The organism is Thioclava atlantica, from assembly GCF_000737065.1.
Lineage (GTDB): Bacteria > Pseudomonadota > Alphaproteobacteria > Rhodobacterales > Rhodobacteraceae > Thioclava > Thioclava atlantica.
Genome location: NZ_AQRC01000004.1, coordinates 108,132 through 129,292, shown reverse-complemented (window position 1 = coordinate 129,292; position 21,161 = coordinate 108,132). Strand labels below are relative to the sequence as shown.

The following is a 21,161-nucleotide window of genomic DNA, read 5'->3' as shown; positions in this document are numbered from 1 at the left end:
CACCCCGCAGAAAGCCCCTCGAAAGCGTTTCCGAACCGAACGCGCTCCCTGCATCGGGGATATGACGAATCGATCGCCCCGGTTCAGCGCGAGGCCGAACCGCCCACCGTCAGCCCGCCGATCATCAAGGTCGGCTGGCCCACGCCCACAGGCACCCATTGTCCCGCCTTGCCGCAATTGCCGATGCCCGGATCGAGCGCCATGTCATTGCCGATCGCGCGGATCTGGCGCATCGCCGTCGGGCCGTCGCCGATCAGGGTCGCCCCTCTGACCGGTGCGCCCAAGACGCCGTTCTTCACCCGGTAAGCCTCGGTGCAGTTGAAGACGAATTTGCCGTTGGTGATATCGACCTGGCCGCCGCCGAAGCCCACCGCGTAGATCCCATCCTTGAGATCGGCGAGAATCGCGCCCGGCTCGGCATCGCCGCCCAGCATGTAGGTATTGGTCATCCGCGGCATCGGGGCATGGGCATAGCTCTCGCGCCGGCCGTTTCCGGTGGGTTTGACGCCCATGAGCCGCGCGTTCTGGCGGTCCTGCATGTAGCCCACCAGGACGCCGTCCTCGATCAGGACGTTCTTGCCCGAAGGCGTGCCCTCGTCGTCGATGGAGATCGAGCCGCGCCGGTCGGGGATCGTGCCGTCATCGAGCACGGTCACGCCCCTGGCGGCGACCTGCTGGCCCATGAGCCCCGCGAAGGCCGAGGATTTCTTGCGGTTGAAATCGCCCTCGAGCCCGTGGCCCACCGCCTCGTGCAGCAGGACCCCCGGCCAGCCGGGGCCCAGCACCACATCCATGACGCCTGCGGGTGCGGGTTCGGCACGCAGGTTCACCAGCGCGATGCGCAGCGCCTCGTGCGCGACGGGTTTCCATTGGGCCGGATCGATCAGGCCCGAGAGCCCGAACCGCCCGCCGCCGCCATGCCCGCCCGACTCGCGGCGGCCGTTCTCCTCGACGATGACCGAGATATTGAGACGCGCCATCGGACGGATGTCGCTGACCAGCCCGCCCTCGGGGCGCAGGATGAACACCTCTTGCAGCGAGGCCGCCATCGAGGCGGAGACCTGCACCACCCGCCGGTCGAGTTCGCGGGTGAAGGCGTCGATCTTGCGCAGGATGTCGATCTTGGTGGCGAAGGGCGTGTCCGAGACCGGATCGGCGTCGGTATAAAGGTGCCGGTTCGTGCCCTGGGGCGGGGGCGCCATCACACCGCCACCATCGCCCACTGCGAGTCGGGCCGTGTCGACGGCCCGTTTCAGCGCGGCCTCGGTGATCTCGGTCGAATGGGCATATCCCGCCACGTCGCCCTTCACCGCGCGCAGGCCGAATCCCTCGGACGCGTCATAGGAGGCGGTCTTCACCCGCCCGTCATCGAAGACCAGCGCTTCGGACCGGCGCTGCTCGAGGAAGAGCTCGCCATCCTCCGCGCCTGCGGTCGCATCGCGCAGCAGAGTCAGCGCGCGATCCTGATCGAGCTTGTCCTCGAAGGGCGCGAAACGGTCGGTCTGGGTCATGCTGGCTCCTGGCGCGGTCATCAAATCTCACAATCGGGTGAAGCTTTTGCTTGCGAACCCCTCCTAATATGATTTTAAACTGACGATGCACAACGGGGGGCCGGTATGGGAGTTCCGGAACTTCGTCGGGCGGCAGGGAGAGCCGCCAAAAGGGAGACATGGGAAGAATGCGCTTTGCAAGCACCAGCCGCGGATTCGCGGCCGCTGTCACGTCGGCTGTCACGTCGGCGTTCGTCGCCGGGCAGGCCTCGGCTCAGGACATGATCAAGGGGCTGCCGGTCATCGGCAAGCCGCATCTGGGCGGAACCGGCTTCCAGCCGGCCTCGTCGAGCCTCGCGGAAGACCAGCAATGGCTCGACCACATGCTGCTCATCATCATCGCGGCGATCTGCGTGTTCGTCTTCGCGCTGATCATCTACTCGCTCCTGCGCTTCAACAGCCGCGCGAACCCCGTTCCGCGCCGGTTCACGCATAACACGCCGATCGAGATCACCTGGACCTTCGTGCCGATCGTGATCCTCGTGGCGATCGGGGCGTTCTCGCTGCCCGCCTTGTGGAACCAGCAGGAAATTCCCGAGGGCGACATCACCGTCAAGGTGACGGGCTATCAGTGGTACTGGGGCTATGAATATCCCGATGAGGGCGTCAGCTTCGATTCGATCATGCTGGCGAAGGACGAGCTTGCCGATCACGGCTACGCGCCCGACGAGTATCTTCTCGCCGCGGACAACGCGATGGTGGTGCCGGTGGGCAAGACCATCGTGGTGCAGGTCACCGGCTCGGACGTGATTCACAGCTGGACCGTGCCCGCCTTCGCCGTGAAGCAGGACGCCGTGCCCGGCCGGATCGCGCAATTGTGGTTTAAGGCCGATAAAGAAGGTGTGTATTTCGGCCAGTGTTCGGAGCTGTGCGGCACCAACCACGCCTACATGCCCATCGTGGTCAAAGTTGTCTCACCGGAAGTTTACGCTAACTGGCTCGATCGCGCGAAGAACGACTTCGCCTCGGTCGATGCCGAGCAGCCGGTCAAGGTCGCGCAGAACTGAACGCGTGACACCGGCACCTGAAAGGCAGCTTCCATGAGCGACATCAGCTACATCCAGCAGGATAACGAGGCCCGGTTCAGCGATTACATCGCCCTGCTGAAGCCAAGGGTCATGTCGCTCGTGGTCTTCACGGCCTTTGTCGGGCTCGTCGTGGCGCCGGTTCCGGTCCATCCCTTCGTCGGCTTCGTCGCGATCCTCTTCATTGCCCTTGGGGGTGGCGCCTCGGGTGCCCTCAACATGTGGTATGACGCGGATATCGACCGCGTGATGCGCCGGACCCGCTCGCGCCCGATCCCGGCAGGGCGGGTGACCGAGCGCGAGGCGCTGGGCTTCGGGCTGGCACTGTCGGGGATCTCCTGCCTGATGCTGGCGCTCGCCACGAACATCTTCTCGGGGCTCTTCCTCGCCTTCACCATCTTCTTCTACGTCGTCGTCTACACGATGTGGCTCAAGCGGGCGACGCCGCAGAACATCGTGATCGGCGGGGCGGCGGGCGCCTTCCCTCCGATGATCGGATGGGCGGTCTCCACCGGCGGGATCGCGGTCGAATCGGTGGCGATGTTCCTGCTGATCTTCCTCTGGACCCCGCCGCATTTCTGGGCGCTCGCGCTGTTCATGAAGTCGGACTATCACGAGGCGAAAGTCCCGATGCTGACCGTGACGCATGGTCGCACCAAGACGCGCCGCAACATCCTCGCCTATACGCTGATCCTCGCGCCCGTCGCGGTGGCCACCGGCTTCACCTCGATCGGAGGGCCGCTCTATCTCGCGACGGCCATCGTGATGAACGCGCTCTTCATCAAGGGGGCGATCGAGATCCACGGCCGGTCCGAGGCGCAGGCGGAGGCGGACAAATACGCCACCGAAAAGCGCTTCTTCTATTTCTCGCTCATCTACCTCTTCGCGCATTTCGCGGCCCTGCTGGCCGAAGAGGGCCTGAGCCATATCGGATTGGGAGTGTGGTAATCCATGGCGATCACCCGTGACAGCGATCTCCACATGCGGCGCCTCTCGCGCAATCTCGGGCTCGGCGTGGTGCTCCTGGGCTTCGTCGCCATCGTCTTCGGCCTGACCATCGTGAAGGTCGAGCGCGGCGGCAAGATCGAGGCATATGACCACCAGCCGCGGACCTCGATGCTGCCTCCGCCGGAGGCCGCGAAATGACCCGGACCCCCGACACCGATCGCTCGAACACACGCGTGCTGCGCTGGCTGCTCGTGGTGATCGTCGTGATGGGGGCAGGGGCCTGGGCCGCGGTGCCCTTCTACAACTGGTTCTGCAAGACCACGGGTTACGGCGGCACGACCAATGTCGCCGAGCAGCTTCCCGACAAGATCCTCGACCGCGAGATCACCGTGCGTTTCGACGCCAATGTCGCGCCGGGCATGCCGTGGACGTTCAAACCGGTCCAGACCGAGATGAAACTCAAGATCGGGCAGAACGGTCTGGCCTTCTACGAGGCCTACAACCCGACCGACCATGTCGTCGCGGGCACGGCCAGCTACAATGTCTCGCCCGATGTGGCGGGGTACTATTTCGACAAGATTCAGTGTTTCTGCTTCACCGAGCAGGTTCTGCAGCCGGGGGAGCGGGTGCAGATGCCGGTGAGCTTCTTCGTCGATCCGGGGATCGTCGATGATCCGGATGCGAAGCGGATTCACTCCATTACCCTGAGCTACACCTTCTACGAAACCGACCTGCCCGAGCAGCACGCCTCGGCCACGCCGGACAGTGGGGCAGGAACGGTCAACTAAGCCATCGGAGGGAGACGCATGGCGCACGCGAAGAACCACGACTACCACATTCTACCACCTTCGATCTGGCCGTTCCTCGGGGCGGTCGGCGGCTTCATCATGCTTTTCGGAGCCGTGCTCTGGATGAAGGACATGACGCATTACGTGTTCTTCGCGGGCCTGCTGGTCGTGCTCTACACGATGTACGGCTGGTGGTCCGACGTGATCCGCGAGGGCGAGACGGGCGATCACACGCCGGTCGTCCGGATCGGGCTGCGCTACGGCTTCATCCTTTTCATCATGTCCGAGGTGATGTTCTTCTCGGCCTGGTTCTGGAGCTTCTTCAAGCACGCCCTCTATCCGATGGGGCCGGAAAGCCCCCTCGTAGACGGCGTCTGGCCCCCCGAGGGCATCCAGACCTTCGATCCGTGGCACCTGCCGCTCATCAACACGGTGATCCTGCTGCTGTCGGGCGTCACGCTGACCTGGGCGCACCACGCGCTCGTGCATGACAACGATCGCAAGGCGGTCAAGCAGGGGCTGATCCTGACGGTGATCCTCGGTGCCTCCTTCACCGTGCTGCAGGCCTATGAATACAGCCACGCGGCCTTCGGTCTGGCGGGCAATATCTACGGCGCGAACTTCTTCATGGCGACGGGCTTCCACGGCGTGCATGTGATCATCGGCACGATCTTCCTGCTGGTCTGCCTGCTGCGCATCGTGAAGGGGCAGATGACCCAGAACGAGCATGTCGGCTTCGAGGCCGCGGCCTGGTACTGGCACTTCGTCGATGTGGTCTGGCTCTTCCTCTTCGCGTCGATCTATATCTGGGGCAGCGCGTAAGCGCCCCCGGCCTGGATTCAAGGAAACGCGCAAGACGGCGCGGGGGGCGACTCTCGCGCCGTTCGCTTGGGAGGACCGATGACCCGCTATATCTTTCCGCTCGCCCTCGGCCTCCTGGGCTGCGCGGTCCTGATTTCGCTCGGGCTATGGCAAATGCAGCGGCTGCAATGGAAAGAAGCGATGCTGGCGGAAATCTCCGCGAAGATCGCGGGCGATCCGCAGGCTCTGCCGCCCGAAGGGAGCGACACCCTGCCTCTCAAGTATCAGCCGGTGCAGGTGCGCGGGCGGACGACGGGGCAGGAGATCCTCGTCCTGTCGGGGCAGAAAGGCGTGGGCGCGGGTTATCGGGTGATCGACGCCTTCGAGACCGATGACGGGCGCCGCATCCTGCTCGATCGCGGTTTCCTGCCCGAGGCGGGCAAGAGCGATGTCCGCCCGCCCGTGCCGCTCGCGGTGACCGGCAACCTGCACTGGCCGCAGGAGACCGACAGCTACACGCCCGCACCCGATGCCAAGACCGGGATCTGGTTCGCCCGCGACGTGCCCGCTATGGCCAAAGCGCTCGGGACGGAAGCGGTGCTCGTCGTCGCGGCGCAGGTCTCGGGCGCGGCACAGGGGATCACCCCCGAGCCGATCACCATCACCGGGATCCCGAACGATCACCTGCAATACGCGATCACCTGGTTTTTGCTCGCAATCGTCTGGGCCGGGATGACAATCTTTCTTCTCTGGCGTATCAGGCGGCAACAGGCCTGAGGATTGACGATGCGTTATGTTTCCACGCGGGGCAAAGCCCCGGTTCTGAATTTTGGCGATGCGATGCTGACGGGACTTGCCCGTGACGGCGGCCTCTACGTGCCCGAAACCGTCCCGCAAATGTCGGCCGACGAGATCGCGGCGCTCGCAGGCCTGTCCTACGAAGAGATCGCCTTCCGGGTGATGAAGCCCTTCGTGGCCGAGACCTTTTCGGATGCGGAACTGAAAGGCGCGATCGCGAAGGCCTATGCGGGCTTCGGCCATGTCGCGCGTGCGCCGATGGTGCAGCTCGCGCCCAACCATTTCCTGCTCGAGCTGTTCCACGGACCGACCCTCGCGTTCAAGGATTTCGCGATGCAGGTGATCGGCCAGCTCTTCCAGATCGAGCTGGAGAAGCGCAACCAGAAGATCACCATCGTCGGCGCGACCTCGGGCGATACCGGTTCCGCCGCGATCGAGGCCTTCCGAGGGCTCGACAATGTCGACGTGTTCATCCTGTTCCCGCATGGCCGGGTGTCCGAGGTGCAGCGTCGCCAGATGACGACGCCGATCGAAAGCAATGTCCACGCGCTCGCGCTCGAGGGCGATTTCGACGATTGCCAGGGCAAGCTCAAGGACATGTTCAACGACTTCACCTTCCGCGACGAGGTCGGTCTCGCGGGGGTGAACTCGATCAACTTCGCCCGCGTGCTGGCGCAGATCGTCTATTACTTCTCGGCCGCGGTGGCGCTCGGTGCGCCGCATCGCAAGATCAGCTTCACCGTGCCGACCGGCAATTTCGGTGACATTTTCGCGGGCTTCCTCGCGAAGGAGATGGGCCTGCCGATCGAACGCCTGGTGATCGCGACCAACCAGAACGACATCCTGCATCGCTGTCTCGAGAAAGGCGATTACACCAAGCAGGGCGTGACGCCCTCGATCTCGCCGTCGATGGATATCGAGGTCAGTTCCAATTTCGAGCGCGCGCTGTTCTGGGCCTATGGCAAGGACGGAGTCGCGATCGAGACGCTGATGGAGGAACTCAAGACCGAGGGCTCCTTCACCGTCTCGGAAAATGCCATCGGCGCGCTGCGCGCGATCTATGACAGCGGCGCGGTGGGCGAGGCCCGCACCCTTGAGGAAATCGGCGACACGCTGAAGGAAACGGGCGAGTTGCTGTGCCCCCACTCTGCGGTCGGCGTGAATGTCGCGAAAGCGGCGCTGGCGCGCGATCCGGGCACCCCGATGGTGACGCTGGCCACCGCGCATCCGGCGAAATTCCCCGATGCGGTGGAAGAGGCGACCGGCATCCGCCCGGCCCTGCCGCCGCGCATGGCGGACCTGTTCGACCGCGAGGAACGCGTAACGCGCGTGCCCAACGACCTTGCCGCGCTCGAGGCTCTGATCCGCGAGGGGCGCCGGGCATGATCCAGTTCACCACTTTGAAGAACGGCCTGCGGGTCATCACCGAGTCGATGCCCGGCCTCGCCTCCGCCTCGATCGGGATCTGGGTAACCGCGGGCGGGCGCCACGAGCGTCCCGAACAGAACGGCATAGCGCATTTCCTCGAACATATGGCGTTCAAGGGCACGAAGACGCGCTCGGCCTTGCAGATCGCCGAGGCGATCGAGGATGTGGGCGGCTATATCAACGCCTATACCTCGCGCGAGATGACGGCCTATTACGCGCGGGTTCTGGGGCCGGACGTGCCGCTTGCGCTCGACGTGATCTCGGACATCCTGCTGAACCCGGTCTTCGACCAGCGCGAGATCGAGGTGGAGCGCGGGGTGATCCTGCAGGAGATCGGCCAGTCGCTCGATACGCCCGATGACGTGATCTTCGACTGGCTGCAGGAGGCGGCCTACCCGGATCAGCCGATGGGGCGTACGATCCTCGGCCCGGCCGAGCGGGTGCGTAGCTTCGCGCGCGACGACCTCTCGGGCTTCGTGGCCGAGCATTACGGTCCCGACCAGATGATCCTCTCTGCCGCCGGCGCGGTCGATCACGCCGAGATCGTGAAGCGCGCCGAGGACATCTTCGGCGACCTGCGTCCCTCGCTCAATCCGGCGCCCTATCCCGCGACCTGGGCGGGGCGCGAGCGGCGCGAGGTCAAGCCGCTCGAGCAGGCGCATTTCGCGCTCGGGATCGAGGGTCCGAGCTATCGCGATGCCGATCTCTATACCGCGCAGGTCTATTCGACGGCGATGGGCGGGGGGATGTCCTCGCGCCTGTTCCAGAAGATCCGCGAGGAGCGGGGGCTGTGCTACACGATCTTCTCGCAGGCCGGCGCCTACGAGGATACCGGCATGTTCACGATCTATGCGGGCACCTCGGGCGACGAGATCCGGGCGCTGTCGGACCTCACGATCGACGAGCTCAAGCGCGCGGCGGAAGACATGAGCGAGGTCGAGATCGCCCGGGCCCGCGCCCAGATCAAGGCCGGTCTGCTGATGGGGCTCGAGAGCGCCTCGGCCCGGGCCGAACGGATGGCGCGCAGCCTGCATATCTGGGGACGTGTGCCCGATATCGAAGAGGCCTCGGCCCGCATCGACGGGGTCAGCCGCGAAGCGGTGCGCGATTTCGCCGAACGTCTGGCGATGGGCGGGAAGGCGGCGCTCGCGCTCTACGGGCCGGTCTCCAATGCCCCCGAACTCGGTGAGATCCGCGAAAGGCTCGCCGCCTGATGTTCTCCCGCCGTCGTCAGCTGCGCATCGAGACGGAGCGGATGACGCTGCGCCCGCCGCAGCACAGCGACTACCGCGAATGGTCGAGCCTGCGTGAGCAGAGCCGCCATTTCCTCGTGACCTGGGAGCCGACATGGTCGGCCGACCATCTGAGCCGGAAGGCGTTCTCGAACCGGGTCTACTGGGCGGCGCGCGCGATCGCGAGCGGCACCGCGCTGCCGGTCTTCCTGACCGCGCGCGAGGATCAGCGGCTTCTGGGCGCGATCACGCTCGACAATATCCGCCGCGGGCCCGCGCAATCGGGCACGCTCGGCTACTGGATCGGCGAGCGGTATGCCCGCCGGGGCTACATGCGAGAAGCGATCGAGGCGGTGGTGCATTACGCCTTCACCAAGCTCGACCTCAGCCGCATCGAGGCCGCCTGCCTGCCCGAGAACGCCGCCTCGCGCGGGGTGCTCGAGAAGTCGGGCTTCAAATACGAGGGCGTGGCGCAAAGCTACCTGCAGATCAACGGGCGCTGGCGCAACCACGTGCTCTACGCCAATCTGCGTTCCGACCGGCGCGGCCGGACGGATGTGGGCTGACGGGGGGCGCGGCTCCCGGCCTCCGGCGCTCTCCAGATCGCTCGTGGGAAGGACGCCCGGCTTCCAAATGCCTCAAATATCCCCGCCGGAGGCATTTGACCGATCCGCAGACGGGGCGGTCAGGTCGTGATCCTTGCCACCAGTTCCTCGCGCAGCACCCCCTCGTCGGTACCGCTGTCGCGGGCGAGACGCTTGAGCCCGAAATGGACCCGCGCGATTTCCTGGTAATAGCTCGTGAAGGCGTAGTTCACCGCCGCCCCCGCCACCGCGCCCAGAACCGGCGCGGCCTGGGCTGCGAGCTTCTGGCCGAGCACTGCCGAAAGGCGCGGCGCGACCTTGGCCACGAGCGAGCGCATGCTGGGGCCGGTGATCGTGGCGCGCGCGGCGAGAAAGCTCAGATCCATCCCGTCATCGCCCTCGAGCGGACCGGCGGAGGCGAAGACGCGCAGGCATTCCACGCGGACCTCTTCGGAGGCGGGATCGAACCCGTGCTCGGCCGCGATCCCTTGGATCGCGCGCAGCAGCATCGTCACCGTGAAGGGCAGTTCGGCGAGCGAACTCGCCAACCCTCCCGCGCCGCCCGCCGCGCCCATCGCCGCGGTCAGGGTGCGGTTCATCCAGTCGGGCCGGTCGGCCACGATCCCGCGCGAGCGTCCCGCCGCGACCATCGCCCCTTCGAGCGCGCGCTCGGTCGCGCCTTCGAGGCCCGCACGCACCGGCGCGGGCAATTTCTCGAGCAGGCTTTCGGCGGAGGTGCCGACATAGCCGATCACCTGCATCACGACGCCGCCCGCGGCGCGGTGACGCCGTGCGAGCACGTCGAGTTCGCCCAACAGGGCCGGGTCCGTCACGGGGGGAAGGATTTCGGTCATTTGAGCCTCCATGCTGGAGACAGATATGGGGCGCGCAGGGGCGCTCGGCAATCACCCGGCCTTTTCGACCGGGCCGCGCACGCCTTCCCAGGCGCCGGGCACGAGTTCGAGCCCCAGCACCCGGTCGGGATTGGTGGGCGGCGGCATTTCGACGCCTTCGAGTTTTTCGAACCCGAAGCGCGCGTAATAGGGCGCGTCGCCCACCAGCAGCACCCGCTCCCATCCCAGCCGATACGCCTCTGCGAGGCTTTCATGCATCAACAGGCCGCCCAGTCCCTCGCCCTGCCGGGTCGGGTGCACCGCGATCGGGCCGAGAAGAAGCACGCGCTGGCCCGCGACCTGGACCGGCCAGTAGCGGATCACCGCGGCGAGGATGCCGTCCTGGCGCAAGGTGAGGCAGAGCGGACGGACCGGGTCCACGCCGTCCCGCAGCCGGTAGGAGGAGAGCGCGGTCCGGCCCGGCGCGAAGCAGAGGTCGTAGAGCGCCTCGACCTCCCACCAGTCCTCGTCCGTTTCTTCCTCGAGCTGATACATCGCGCGGCCCTTTTTCCCTGTTCGAGGCGGTAGCATGCGCTAGGTTCAGGATCAAACAGGAGAGAGCATGTTCTATCGACCCGAAGATGGCCACGGCCTGCCGCATAACCCGTTCAACGCCATCGTCGCGCCGCGTCCCATCGCCTGGGTCTCGACGCGGGGGGAGCTGGGCGACAACCTCTCGCCCTATTCCTTCTTCAACGCGGTGGCCTATACGCCGCCGCAGGTGGTCTTCTCCTCGACCGGGACGAAACCCGACCGGGACGGGACCAAGGACAGCGTCGCGCAGATCCGCGAGTCGGGCGTGTTCTGCGTGAACCTCGTGACCTATGCGCTCAAGGATCTGATGAATGCGAGCTGCGCGAATTTTCCCGCAGGGACCGACGAGTTCGTCGAATGCGGGATCGAGAAGGCGCAATGCGAGACCATCGACTGCCCGCGGGTGGTGGGGGCGCCCGCCGCGCTCGAATGCCGGCTGGTGCAGGTGATCGAGCTGATGGGGAAGGGGAATTTCCTCGTCCATGGCGAGGTCACGGGCGTGCATATCGACGATGCCTGCCTCAAGGACGGGCACTACCTGCCGCCGGACCGGCTCGCGCGTCTGGGCTATCGCGACTATGCCGCGGTGAGCGATCTCTTCGAGATGGTGCGGCCGGGCGGTTAAGCCACCCGCACGCGCCGCCGCCGTCCCTCGAGCAGGGTGTAGAGGCCGCTTGCCACGATCAGCATCGCGCCCGCGATCATCGCGGTATCGGGACGCTCGCCGAAGACGGTGGCGCCGATGACCAGCGCAAAGATCAGACGGGTGTAGCGGAACGGCGTGATGACCGAGACCTCGCCCATCCGCATCGCCTTGGTGAGCGACCAATAGGCGAGGCTGCCGAACACGACCGCGCCGGCGACATCGCGCAGCGCCAGCGGGGCGGGCAGGGCGGTGCCGCCTGTGACCGCGAGGATCATCGCGCCGGTCGGCACCAGCATCATGAAACCGTAGAAGCTGAGCTGGAAATTCGACAGGACCGGCGGACAGGCCCGGGTCGCGAGATCGCGCCCTGCAAAGCCCAGCATCCCGAGAACCGTCCAGAGCGCGGCAGGCACGAAGCCCTCGAGCCCCGGCCGCAGCACGATCAGCACCCCCAGAAAGCCGATGCCCACGGCGATCCAGCGGCGCATGCCGACCCGTTCGGCGAAGAAGACCGCCGCGCCCGCGACGACGACGAGCGGGGTGGCCTGCAAGATCGCGGAGGCGTTGGAGAGCGGGGTGAGCGCGATGCCGAGCGTGTAGCCCAGCCGGCCGACCACCTCGAGGACGAGCTTGATCAGCATCGGTTTCGAGGCGAGCGCCGGGTGCAGGAGCCGTTGGCCGCGCGAGCTGATGAGGGCGCCGAAGACCAGCATGCCGCCGAGGCCGAAGATCATCAGTACCTCTCCCACCGGGATCAGTCGGGAGGCGGATTTGACGAACATGTCCTCCAGGGAGAACGCTGCCATCGCCAGAACCATCAATGCCGAGCCACGCAGATTTTCCATATCCCCTCCCTCGCGCCGGAAATGCGCCCCGTCTGGCGATAGACTGCAGCCGTGCTTGCCGCAATCCCTCTTTTCTCTCGCGGTCCGCCCGCTTAGGGTCACCGCGATAAAGTTACGCGAAGCGAGGGAATTGGATCATGGAGAGGGTGATCGGCGTGATCGGCGGCTCGGGCGTCTATCAGATCGACGGGCTGGAAGGCGCGGAATGGGTCACGGTCGACACGCCGTTCGGGGCGCCGTCGGATGCGGTGCTGACCGGCACGCTGGACGGGGTGAGAATGGCCTTTCTGCCGCGCCACGGCCGCGGCCATGTCCACACGCCGACGACGGTGCCTTACCGCGCCAATATCGCCGCGATGAAGCAGCTCGGCGTGACCGACCTCGTGGCCGTCTCGGCGGTGGGATCGCTCAAGGAGGCCTATGCGCCCGGCGATTTCCTGATCGTCGACCAGTATATCGACCGCACCTTCGCGCGCGAGAAGACCTTCTTCGGCCCCGGGCTCGTCGGCCATGTCTCGGTCGCGCATCCGGTCTGCTCGCGGCTCTCGGCGGCTTGCACGCAGGCGGCGCGCGGCACCGGCGTGACGGTCCATGAGGGCGGCACCTATGTCGCGATGGAGGGGCCGCAATTCTCGACCAAGGCGGAAAGCGAGCTCTACCGCCACTGGGGCGCGGATGTGATCGGCATGACCGGGATGCCCGAAGCCAAGCTCGCCCGCGAGGCCGAGCTTTGCTATGCCTGCGTCGCGATGATCACCGATTACGATTGCTGGCATCCCGAGCATGACGCGGTCGATGTCGCGCAGGTCGTGGCGGTGGCGCAGAAGAACGCCTCGAAGGCCCGCGATCTGGTGACGGCGCTGCCCGCCCTTCTCAAGGGCGAGGCGGAGGCCTGTGCGTCGGGCTGCACCCATGCCCTCGACAGCGCGATCATGACCGCGCCCGACGGGCGCGACGCGCAGATGAAAGAGAAGCTCAAGACCATCGCGGGCCGCGTGCTCGACCTCTGAGGACCCACTATGAAAACCGTCAAGGACTACATCCGCACGATCGCCGATTTTCCGCATGAGGGGATCCTCTTTCGCGACGTGACGACGCTCTTCGCCGATGCGCGCGGCTTTCGCATGGCGGTCGACCAGATGCTCCATCCCTGGGCGGGCGAACGGATCGACAAGATCGTCGGGCTCGAGGCGCGTGGCTTCATCCTCGGCGGCGCGATCGCGCATCAGCTTTCGAAAGGGTTCGTGCCGATCCGCAAGAAGGGCAAGCTGCCGGGGCAGACGATCAGCCAGGCCTACAAGCTCGAATATGGCGAGGCGGTGATGGAGATGCACGAGGATGCGATCCAGCCCGGGGAGAAGGTGCTCATCGTCGATGACCTTCTGGCCACGGGGGGCACCTCGCAGGCGGGCGTGCAGCTGATCGAACGGGCAGGGGGCGAGATCGTGGGCTGCTCCTTCATCGTCGATCTGCCCGAGCTGGGCGGGCGCAAGCTGCTGGAAAGCCTCGGCATGCAGGTCAGCGTGCTGTGTGAATTCGAGGGGCTGTGAGCCCGCGCCCGATCGTCGCCGTCCTCGCCGTGGTGATCCGCGACGGACAGGCCCTTCTGGTGCGGCGCGCGAACCCGCCCGATGCCGGGCTCTGGGGGTTTCCCGGCGGCAAGATCGAGTTCGGCGAGACGTTCCTCTCGGCGGCCGAGCGCGAACTGCGCGAAGAGACGGGTGTGCGGGCAGAGGCCACGCATGTCTTCAACGCGGTCGATGTCCTCGCTCATGACGCCGATGGAAAGCTGGAGCATCACTTCGTTCTGATCGCGGTCGAATGCCGTTGGTTGGCGGGAGAGCCGAGTGCCGCCGACGATGCGCTGGATGCCCGTTGGGTCGATCTCGACCGTATGGAGGCGGACCTCAGCCTGAGCCGCGACGTGGCGCGGGTCGCGCGGCAGGCGGCCGAGCTTCGTCATTTCCATCTGCGTTAACCCATTGCTAACGCGAATCTCGCTACCCTGATCGGGCCTGATGGTTCCGCTGCTTGCATATTCACGTGAACCGGAATGCCGCGCCCCGCCTTCTCTCCTGGTGGGGCGCGTCCCGCTTCCTCCTCAGCGTTCGGCCAGAACCGCGCCGGGATTGAGGATACCTTTCGGGTCGAGCGCCGATTTGATCGCCCGCATCGCCGCCAGCTTGCCCGGATCGCCGTAGCGTTCGAGATCCTCGACCTTGAGCCGTCCGATCCCATGCTCGGCCGAGATCGAGCCGCCGAAGCGATCCACCAGGTCATAGACCGTCTCGGGGATCGCGCGGCGCAGGCTTTCATATTCCTTGCGATCGCGGCCCTCGGCAGGGAAGGCGTTGAAATGCAGGTTGCCGTCGCCGACATGGCCGAAACAGTTGATCCGGAGATCGCCCAGTTCCGCCAGCGCCGCCTGCGCCTCCTCGATGAACTGCGCCAGCTTCGGCAGCGGTAGCGAAATATCATGGCTGGAAATCGAGCCGATCCGCTTGTTCGCCTCGGGCAGGCTTTCGCGCAGGGTCCACATCTGCGCGCGCTGGCTCTCGGAGCTTGCGATCACACCGTCGCTCACCAGATCCCCCGCTGCCTCGAAAAGCCCTGTCAGGGCGTCTTCAGGCCCCAGCCCCTCGGGCAGGCCGATCTCGATCAGAACCGACCAGTCGGGCCGCGCGGCGAAAGGCTGATGCACCTCCGGCCCGGCCGCGTCGAGAAAACGCAGCCCCTGGCCTGAGATCAGTTCGAAGGCGGAGACGCAGCCCGGCATCCGCGCCTCGGCCAGTTCCAGCAATTCGAGCGCCGCGGCCGGGCTTTCCACCACCATCATCGCCGTGCCCACCGCCGCCGGGCGCGGGAAGAGCCTCAGCGTCGCCGCGGTGATGATCCCGAGCGTTCCTTCGGACCCGATCAGCAGGTCCTTGAGATCGTAACCCGTGTTGTCCTTGCGCAGATGCCGCAGCCCCGAGATCACCGTGCCATCCGCCAGCACCGCTTCGATCCCGAGGCAAAGCTCGCGCGCATTGCCGTAGCGGAGCACGTTCACCCCGCCCGCATTGGTTGCCAGCACCCCGCCGATCCGCGCCGAGCCCTGGCTCGCGATCGAGAGCGGGAAAAGCCGCCCGGCGCTTTCGGCGGCTTCCTGCGCCGCCTGCAAGGTCGCGCCCGCCTCGATCTCGAGCACATGGCCCGTCACCGCGCGCAGCGCCGTCATCTTCTCGAGGCTCACGATCACCGCGGCGGGCCCATCCTCGATGATCTGCCCGCCGACGAGGCCGGTGCCGCCGCCATAGGGCAGCACGCCGACCCCCGCCGCATTGCACAGGCGCAGGATCGTGGCGACCTCCGACGTGGATGTGGGTTTCACGAGAACGCCGCCCGCCCCCTTGTAGCGCCCGCGGGGCTCCTCGAGATAGGCGGCGCCGGGCGTGCCGATGCTCAAGCCGGGCAGCTCCGTGCGCAGCGTCTCGACAAGGCGGTCATCGACCGGTTTCAGCATGGTCGTTCTCCGGTTTTCTCCGCGTGAGCCGCAGGGGCCGAGCGCCGCCGCCCGAGCGCGGTGTCACAGATGGGCGAGGTAGTTGGTCACCGCGCCGCGCACCGAAGCCGCGCCCTCGTTGCGTGCGCGCTGGATGATCTGGCGCAGCTCGGTCAGGTCGGCGCGACGGATCAGATGCTTGACCGGGCCGATCGAGGCGGGCCGCATCGAGAGCGTGCGAATGCCGAGCGCGGCGAAGGTCAGCGCCTCGATCGGACGGCCCGCATCCTCGCCGCAGAAGCTCAGCGGCGTGTCCGAGACAGAGCAGCGCGCGATGATGCGCTCGAGGAAGTTGAGGAAGGCGCCGTCGAGCGTGTCGTAACGCCGCCGCACGCGTTCGTTCTCGCGGTCGGCGGCGAAGAAGAACTGCTTGAGGTCATTGCCGCCGATCGAGATGAAATCGCACTTGCGGTAGAAGGCGTCGGGGGCGAAGCCGAGGCTCGGAGTTTCGAGCATCGCGCCGATCTTCAAATCCTCCGGGACCGGGCGGCCGAGCTGCGCCTCGCGGTCGCGCACCCGCAACAGCGTGTCGCGGGCCGAGTAGAATTCCTCGGGCAGGGCGATGAAGGGGAACATGATCGACATCGGCCGGCCGTTCCCGGCGCGCAACAGCGCCTGTAGCTGCATCCGCAGGATCCCGGGCTTGTCGAGACCCACGCGCAGCGCGCGCCAGCCCATCGCGGGGTTCGGCTCGTCTTGCGGTTTCATGTAGGGCACGACCTTGTCGGAGCCGATATCGAGCGTGCGGAAATACACGCGTTTCCCATCGGCCGCGTCGATCACGCGCTTGTAGATCTGCGCGAGTTCGTCGCGGCGCGGGACCTTGGTGCGGGTGAGGAATTGCAGCTCGGTTCGGAACAGGCCGACCCCGTCCGCGCCCGAGCCCTTCAGCGACGGCAGATCCGCCATCAGCCCCGCATTCATCATCAGAGAGATCGTGATCCCCGACTTGTCCGTGGCGGGCAGGTCGCGCAGCGAGGCATAGCGTTTCTGTGCCTCGGCCTGCATCGCGATCTTGTCACGGAAGGCATGGGCGACGCTTTCCTCGGGGCGCAGGTGGACGACGCCCTGATCGCCGTCGACAAGGACCGGATCGCCGTTGAGCGCCTCGGCGGTGATCCGGCTGGCATGGATCACCAGCGGGATCGAGAGCGCCCGCGCCACGATCGCGGCATGGCTGCCCACCGAGCCCTCCTCGAGCACGACGCCCTTGAGCTTGCGGTCATAGTCCAGAAGTTCCGCCGGGCCGATATTGCGGGCGACCAGAACCGGATTGTCGGGCATCTCCGCGCCGGTATCCGAGCCCTGGCCGGTGAGCTGGCGCAGCAGCCGGTTCGACAGGTCGTCGAGATCGTTGAGCCGTTCGCGCAGATAGGGATCGGGGGCCTTCGACATGCGCGCGCGCGCGGCGTTCTGCTCTTTCTCGACGGCGGCCTCGGCCGAGAGGCCCGCCGCGATATCCTCAAGCATCCGCCGCTTCCAGCCCTTCGAGGCCGCGAGCATCTTGAACGTCTCGAGTACCTGCCGCTGATCCTTGTCGATCAGGGTCGGGCTCGCGAGCATCTCGTCGATCTTGCCGCGCAACTCCGTGATCGCCGCCTCGAGGCGCTCGACCTCGGCGTCGGGGTCCTCTCCGACCGGGTTGGTGACAACCACCCGCGGCTCGTGCAGCCAGACGCGGCCCTCGGCCGCCCCTTCCTGCCCCGTGGTGCCGCGGAACATCACCGGGAAACGATGGGTCGCGCCGATCTCGGAATTGTCGCCATCGACGAAGGCGCCCAGCTCGGTCATCTCGGCCAGCACCATCGCGACGATCTCGAGCGCATAGAGCTCGTCATCAGTGAAGGACCGCTGGTCCTTCGACTGCACGACGAGCACGCCGAGCTTCTCGCCCACGCGCTGGATCGGAACCCCGACAAAGCTCGAATAGATCTCTTCCCCGGTCTCGGGCATGTAACGGAAGCCGGGTTCGGAGGGCGCGTCGGCGGAGTTGATCGGGCGCCCGGAACGCGCGACCCGGCCCACGAGACCCTCGCCCAGCCGCATCCGCGTGTGGTGCACGGCCTCGGGATTCAGGCCCTCGGTGGCGCAAAGCTCGAGCGTTTCGGGATCGCGGAACAGGTAGATCGAGCACACCTGCGTGCCCATCGAATCGGCGATCAGCCGCGTGATGTGGTTCAACCGGTCCTGGCCGTCGCCCTCGGTGGCCAGCGTGTCGCGGAGCCGCCGAAGAAGCGTGCGACTGTCACTTTCGCTGTATTCCACCATCGGTGCTGCTCGCCCCCGTTGCTGAAGGCCGCCGGGTCAGTCAGGCCTTGTCGAGTTCGAAGGCATCATGCAGGGCCTGAACCGCCAGTTCCAGATATTTGCGGTCGATCAGGACCGAAATCTTGATTTCTGACGTGGCGATAACCTTTATATTGATGTTTTCCGCGGCAAGTGCCTTGAACATCTGCGCGGCAACGCCGGCATGGCTGCGCATTCCGATGCCCACGACCGAGATCTTCGCCACGTCCTCGTCGGCCACCAGCTCGTCGAACTGGATCAGACCGGCATCGCGCGCGTCTTCCATCGCCTTGCGGGCGCGGGCGACCTGATTGATCGGGCAGGAGAAGGTCATGTCGGTGACCTTGACCGAGTGCTCGGCCTGACGTTCGGAGATGTTCTGGACGATCATGTCCACGTTGACGCCCGCATCGGCGAGCGGGCCGAAGATCGCGCTGGCGATACCGGGACGGTCCTCGACCGTCACGAGGGTCATTTTCGCTTCGTCGCGGGAATAGGCGACGCCGGAGACTACTTTCGATTCCATGATTTGATCCTCGTCGCAGACCAGAGTGCCCGAATTTTCGTTGGTTTCCTCGAAGGAGCTTAGCACGCGCAGCGGCACCTTGTAGCGCATCGCCAGCTCGACCGAGCGCGTCTGCAGCACCTTCGCGCCCAGCGAGGCCAGTTCCAGCATCTCCTCGAAGGCGATCCGGTCGAGCTTGCGCGCCTTCGACGAGATCCGCGGGTCGGTCGTGTAGATGCCGTCCACGTCGGTATAGATGTCGCAACGCTCCGCTTTGAAGGCGGCGGCGAAAGCGACTGCGGTCGTGTCCGAACCGCCGCGGCCGAGCGTGGTGATCCGGCCTTCGTGGCTGAGCCCCTGGAAGCCCGCGATGACCGCGACCTTGAACCCTTCGGCGAATTTGGCGTCGAGATTCTCGCGCGGGATCGACATGAAGCGCGCCGCGCCATGCGCCGAGGTGGTGTTGATCGGCACCTGCCAGCCCTGCCAGCTGCGCGCCGAGATCCCCATTTCCTGAAGCCGCAGCGACATCAGCCCGGCGGTCACGTTCTCGCCCGAGGAAACGACGGCATCATATTCGCGCGCGTCGTAGAACGGGGAGGTCTTCTCGACCCAGTTCACCAGCTCGTTGGTGCGCCCTGCCATGGCCGAAACGATAACGATGACGTCGTAGCCGCGCTCGACTTCACGCTTCACCTTCTCGGCGGCATTGGCGATCCGGTCGAGATCGGCGACCGAGGTGCCGCCGAATTTCATCACCAGAATTGGCATGGAACCCCCCTTGGGCAAGATCGCGCCCCTGCTAGCCCAAGGCATGGGGCTGCGCAAGGGATTTAGCGTTTGAGACGCGGCGCTTGGCGGGATCGCGCGCCGGGTTCAGTTGGTCTTGCGCTTGGGCAGGAAGGGCAGGGGAGTGACGGCGATGCCGTCCTCGATCATCGCGCGCGCCTCGTCGAGCTTCGCTTCGCCATGGATTGCCCGGGCAGGCTTCTCGCCTTCGTGGATCGCACGGGCTTCGGTGGCGAAATTCATGCCGACGTAATCCGAGTTCTCCTCGATATGGCGGCGCATCGCGGCAAGGGCGGCTTCCGCCTCGTTTCGCGGCGCGGCGAGCGGGCGCTCGGGTTCGCTTGCGGCAGGGGCATCGGCCTTCTTGCGGCCGGGTGCGACCGAGGGCGCCATCAGCGTTTTCTCGACCTTGCGCGAGCCGCAGGTGGCGCAGTCGAGCTGGCCGGCAGAACGCAGCGCCTCGAACCCGTCGGCCGAGGAAAACCAGCTTTCGAAACTATGGCCCTGATCGCATTTCAGCGTGTAGCGGATCATGATCGCGAACTCTCCCGAATACCCTTGCAAATAGGGGTTTTCGGGCGTGATGCAAGTGCTTTAACGGGCCCGGAGCCTGTCCAGAACGGCCGTGGCCAGCCCCTCGATATCGGCCGGCGGGCCGAGTGCCACCCGCGCGGCTTCGGCCATCGCGGCCTGCTCCCGGGCGCCCAGCGTGGCGAAAGTCCCGGCCAAGTCGGCGCTGTCGCGGCAGAGCTTTGCGCCGTGCTGCGCGTCGAGTGCCGCATAGGCGTCGCGGAAATTCGCGACATGGGGGCCGTGCAGGATGGCGCAGTCGAAATGCGCGGGTTCGAACGGGGTGTGGCCGCCTTTCTCCACCAGAGAGCCGCCCACGAAACAGATCCCCGCGCTCGCATACCAGCGGCCCATCTCGCCCATCGTGTCGGCGAGATAGACTTCCGCATCCGCCGCCTCCTCCGCCGAGCGGGAGGTGTGGCGCAGCCCGGCCTTGCCGATCCGGGCGACGATCTCGGGGGCGCGGCGCGGATGGCGCGGCGCAAGGATCAGACGCAGGCCGGGGCGATGCGCGCGGGCCGTCGCGAAGGCGTCGAGGATCGGCCCTTCCTCGCCCTCATGGGTGGAGGCTGCGAGGATCGTGTCGCTGCGCGGCCAGTCGAGCGGCGCGCCCGTCGGCGGCACGATGGCGGTCTTGAGATTGGTGAGCGGCAGAAGCCTCTCGTGCGGCAGGCCGAGCCCGAGAAATCGCGCCTGCGATCCCGCATCCTGCGCGCCGAGCGCGGTGATCTGCCCGATCATCTTGCGTCCGAGCCCGGTTCGCCCCCACCTTGCCGCCGAGCGCTCCGAGATCCGGGCGCCAAGGACGAGGATCGGGCGCCCGGCGCGTGTCATCAATTCCATACGGTTCGGCCAGAGCTCGTTCTCGATCACGACCAGCGCACGAGGATCGTGACGCGCCAGGAACCGCCGCAACACGAGGCGATGATCGAGCGGGGCCATCCGCACCGCGATCCGCGCATCGCCCCAGCTCCGGGCCAGCGCGCGTGCGGTCTGCGTGTTCACCGTCGCCAGCAGCCGCAGCTCCGGATCGCGCGCAAGCAATGCGTCGATGAGGGGCTTGGCCGAGGTCACCTCGCCGTTCGACGCGGCGTGCAGCCAGAGCGCACCGGGAACCGCGTCGCCACCCCCCAGCCGTTCCGTCACGGCCCGCGCGCTTTCGCGGCCGCGCAGCACATGCCAGCCAAGCCGGATCAGAACGGGCAGGCTGGCGAGGCTGACAAGAAGACGATAGGCGAACACGGGGCGGCTCCGGGGTTTTGCGCCATAGAACGGATCGGGCCGGGGGCAGGCAAGGCTTTCCTCGCGTTTGCGCACAGCCATTTTGCAGCTACGCCCCGCCCCAGCCCTTGTTCCGCGTCCCCGCGCTTGCGAAACTCCTGCCCGGAGGCGGTT

22 protein-coding genes are annotated in these 21,161 nt (G+C 66.4%); 13 read left to right on the top strand and 9 right to left on the bottom strand.

Annotated features, from left to right (window positions below; all coding sequences use genetic code 11):
• Nucleotides 1–83 precede the first annotated feature (83 nt).
• Nucleotides 84–1,511: a metalloprotease TldD gene (gene tldD / locus DW2_RS06630; RefSeq protein ID WP_038144777.1), complete on the bottom strand. Its 1,428-nt coding sequence runs from the start codon at nucleotides 1,509–1,511 to the stop codon at nucleotides 84–86.
• A gap of 167 nt (nucleotides 1,512–1,678) precedes the next feature.
• Between tldD and coxB the strand changes: the two genes are divergently transcribed.
• From coxB to DW2_RS06585, 9 genes are all read left to right on the top strand, one after another.
• Nucleotides 1,679–2,557 carry a cytochrome c oxidase subunit II gene (coxB, locus tag DW2_RS06625; RefSeq protein WP_038144775.1) on the top strand — a complete coding sequence of 293 codons (879 nt, stop codon included), beginning with the start codon at nucleotides 1,679–1,681 and terminating at the stop codon, nucleotides 2,555–2,557.
• Nucleotides 2,558–2,590: 33 nt separating this feature from the next.
• Nucleotides 2,591–3,523, top strand: coding sequence for a heme o synthase (gene cyoE, locus DW2_RS06620; RefSeq protein ID WP_038144774.1), 933 nt, complete (start codon nucleotides 2,591–2,593; stop codon nucleotides 3,521–3,523).
• A gap of 3 nt (nucleotides 3,524–3,526) precedes the next feature.
• Nucleotides 3,527–3,721 carry a hypothetical protein gene (locus tag DW2_RS06615; protein ID WP_038144769.1) on the top strand — a complete coding sequence of 65 codons (195 nt, stop codon included), beginning with the start codon at nucleotides 3,527–3,529 and terminating at the stop codon, nucleotides 3,719–3,721.
• Nucleotides 3,718–4,311, top strand: a complete 594-nt coding sequence (locus DW2_RS06610) for a cytochrome c oxidase assembly protein (protein ID WP_038144766.1) — start codon at nucleotides 3,718–3,720, stop codon at nucleotides 4,309–4,311. The genes DW2_RS06615 and DW2_RS06610 overlap by 4 nt, the downstream gene beginning before the upstream one ends.
• Before the next feature lie 18 nt (nucleotides 4,312–4,329).
• Nucleotides 4,330–5,133 carry a cytochrome c oxidase subunit 3 gene (locus tag DW2_RS06605; protein ID WP_038144763.1) on the top strand — a complete coding sequence of 268 codons (804 nt, stop codon included), beginning with the start codon at nucleotides 4,330–4,332 and terminating at the stop codon, nucleotides 5,131–5,133.
• Between the two features lie 78 nt (nucleotides 5,134–5,211).
• Nucleotides 5,212–5,889 carry an SURF1 family protein gene (locus DW2_RS06600; protein ID WP_038144761.1) on the top strand — a complete coding sequence of 226 codons (678 nt, stop codon included), beginning with the start codon at nucleotides 5,212–5,214 and terminating at the stop codon, nucleotides 5,887–5,889.
• 9 nt (nucleotides 5,890–5,898) lie between these two features.
• Nucleotides 5,899–7,296, top strand: coding sequence for a threonine synthase (thrC, locus tag DW2_RS06595; protein WP_038144759.1), 1,398 nt, complete (start codon nucleotides 5,899–5,901; stop codon nucleotides 7,294–7,296).
• Nucleotides 7,293–8,552, top strand: coding sequence for a M16 family metallopeptidase (locus DW2_RS06590; protein WP_038144757.1), 1,260 nt, complete (start codon nucleotides 7,293–7,295; stop codon nucleotides 8,550–8,552). Before thrC ends, DW2_RS06590 begins: the two co-directional genes overlap by 4 nt.
• The gene (locus DW2_RS06585; protein ID WP_038144756.1) at nucleotides 8,552–9,136 is read left to right on the top strand and encodes a GNAT family N-acetyltransferase; all 585 of its coding nucleotides are present in this window, start codon (nucleotides 8,552–8,554) and stop codon (nucleotides 9,134–9,136) included. The genes DW2_RS06590 and DW2_RS06585 overlap by 1 nt, the downstream gene beginning before the upstream one ends.
• Before the next feature lie 119 nt (nucleotides 9,137–9,255).
• Here the strand turns inward: DW2_RS06585 and DW2_RS06580 are convergent, their stop codons facing one another.
• Together DW2_RS06580 and DW2_RS06575 are read right to left on the bottom strand one after the other, a co-directional pair.
• The gene (locus DW2_RS06580) at nucleotides 9,256–10,008 is read right to left on the bottom strand and encodes an EcsC family protein (RefSeq protein ID WP_038144754.1); all 753 of its coding nucleotides are present in this window, start codon (nucleotides 10,006–10,008) and stop codon (nucleotides 9,256–9,258) included.
• 51 nt (nucleotides 10,009–10,059) lie between these two features.
• Nucleotides 10,060–10,542 (bottom strand): GNAT family N-acetyltransferase, encoded by a 483-nt coding sequence (locus DW2_RS06575; protein WP_038144752.1) that lies wholly within the window; start codon nucleotides 10,540–10,542, stop codon nucleotides 10,060–10,062.
• A 67-nt stretch (nucleotides 10,543–10,609) separates the two neighbouring features.
• Between DW2_RS06575 and DW2_RS06570 the strand changes: the two genes are divergently transcribed.
• Entirely contained in the window at nucleotides 10,610–11,206 is a 597-nt protein-coding gene (locus DW2_RS06570; RefSeq protein ID WP_038144750.1) for a flavin reductase family protein, read from the top strand.
• On the opposite strand, the gene DW2_RS06565 is transcribed toward DW2_RS06570, so the two are convergent.
• Nucleotides 11,203–12,072, bottom strand: coding sequence for a DMT family transporter (locus DW2_RS06565; protein ID WP_038144748.1), 870 nt, complete (start codon nucleotides 12,070–12,072; stop codon nucleotides 11,203–11,205). The two genes, DW2_RS06570 and DW2_RS06565, sit on opposite strands and share 4 nt — an antisense overlap.
• A 137-nt stretch (nucleotides 12,073–12,209) precedes the next feature.
• On the opposite strand from DW2_RS06565, the gene DW2_RS06560 reads away from it, so the two are divergent.
• Genes DW2_RS06560 through DW2_RS06550 form a run of 3 tightly spaced genes read left to right on the top strand, consistent with a single transcriptional unit; the run spans nucleotide 12,210 to nucleotide 14,050 of the window.
• Nucleotides 12,210–13,082: an S-methyl-5'-thioadenosine phosphorylase gene (locus tag DW2_RS06560; protein WP_202900098.1), complete on the top strand. Its 873-nt coding sequence runs from the start codon at nucleotides 12,210–12,212 to the stop codon at nucleotides 13,080–13,082.
• A 9-nt stretch (nucleotides 13,083–13,091) separates the two neighbouring features.
• Nucleotides 13,092–13,622 carry an adenine phosphoribosyltransferase gene (locus DW2_RS06555; protein ID WP_038144745.1) on the top strand — a complete coding sequence of 177 codons (531 nt, stop codon included), beginning with the start codon at nucleotides 13,092–13,094 and terminating at the stop codon, nucleotides 13,620–13,622.
• Complete coding sequence (locus DW2_RS06550) at nucleotides 13,619–14,050, top strand: NUDIX hydrolase (protein ID WP_081874886.1); 432 nt, start codon at nucleotides 13,619–13,621, stop codon at nucleotides 14,048–14,050. Before DW2_RS06555 ends, DW2_RS06550 begins: the two co-directional genes overlap by 4 nt.
• Nucleotides 14,051–14,173: 123 nt before the next feature.
• Here DW2_RS06550 and DW2_RS06545 read toward each other — a convergent pair whose 3' ends face one another.
• The 5 genes from DW2_RS06545 to DW2_RS06525 form a co-directional block, all read right to left on the bottom strand.
• Nucleotides 14,174–15,577, bottom strand: coding sequence for an FAD-binding oxidoreductase (locus DW2_RS06545; RefSeq protein ID WP_038144743.1), 1,404 nt, complete (start codon nucleotides 15,575–15,577; stop codon nucleotides 14,174–14,176).
• A gap of 63 nt (nucleotides 15,578–15,640) precedes the next feature.
• On the bottom strand, nucleotides 15,641–17,884 hold the full coding sequence (ptsP, locus tag DW2_RS06540) for a phosphoenolpyruvate--protein phosphotransferase (RefSeq protein WP_038144742.1): 2,244 nt from the start codon (nucleotides 17,882–17,884) through the stop codon (nucleotides 15,641–15,643).
• Nucleotides 17,885–17,924: 40 nt separating this feature from the next.
• Entirely contained in the window at nucleotides 17,925–19,178 is a 1,254-nt protein-coding gene (locus DW2_RS06535; RefSeq protein WP_038144741.1) for an aspartate kinase, read from the bottom strand.
• Between the two features lie 105 nt (nucleotides 19,179–19,283).
• Nucleotides 19,284–19,730: a DUF1178 family protein gene (locus DW2_RS06530; RefSeq protein WP_038144740.1), complete on the bottom strand. Its 447-nt coding sequence runs from the start codon at nucleotides 19,728–19,730 to the stop codon at nucleotides 19,284–19,286.
• A gap of 60 nt (nucleotides 19,731–19,790) precedes the next feature.
• Nucleotides 19,791–21,089, bottom strand: coding sequence for a 3-deoxy-D-manno-octulosonic acid transferase (locus DW2_RS06525; protein WP_051855549.1), 1,299 nt, complete (start codon nucleotides 21,087–21,089; stop codon nucleotides 19,791–19,793).
• Nucleotides 21,090–21,161: the final 72 nt, after the last annotated feature.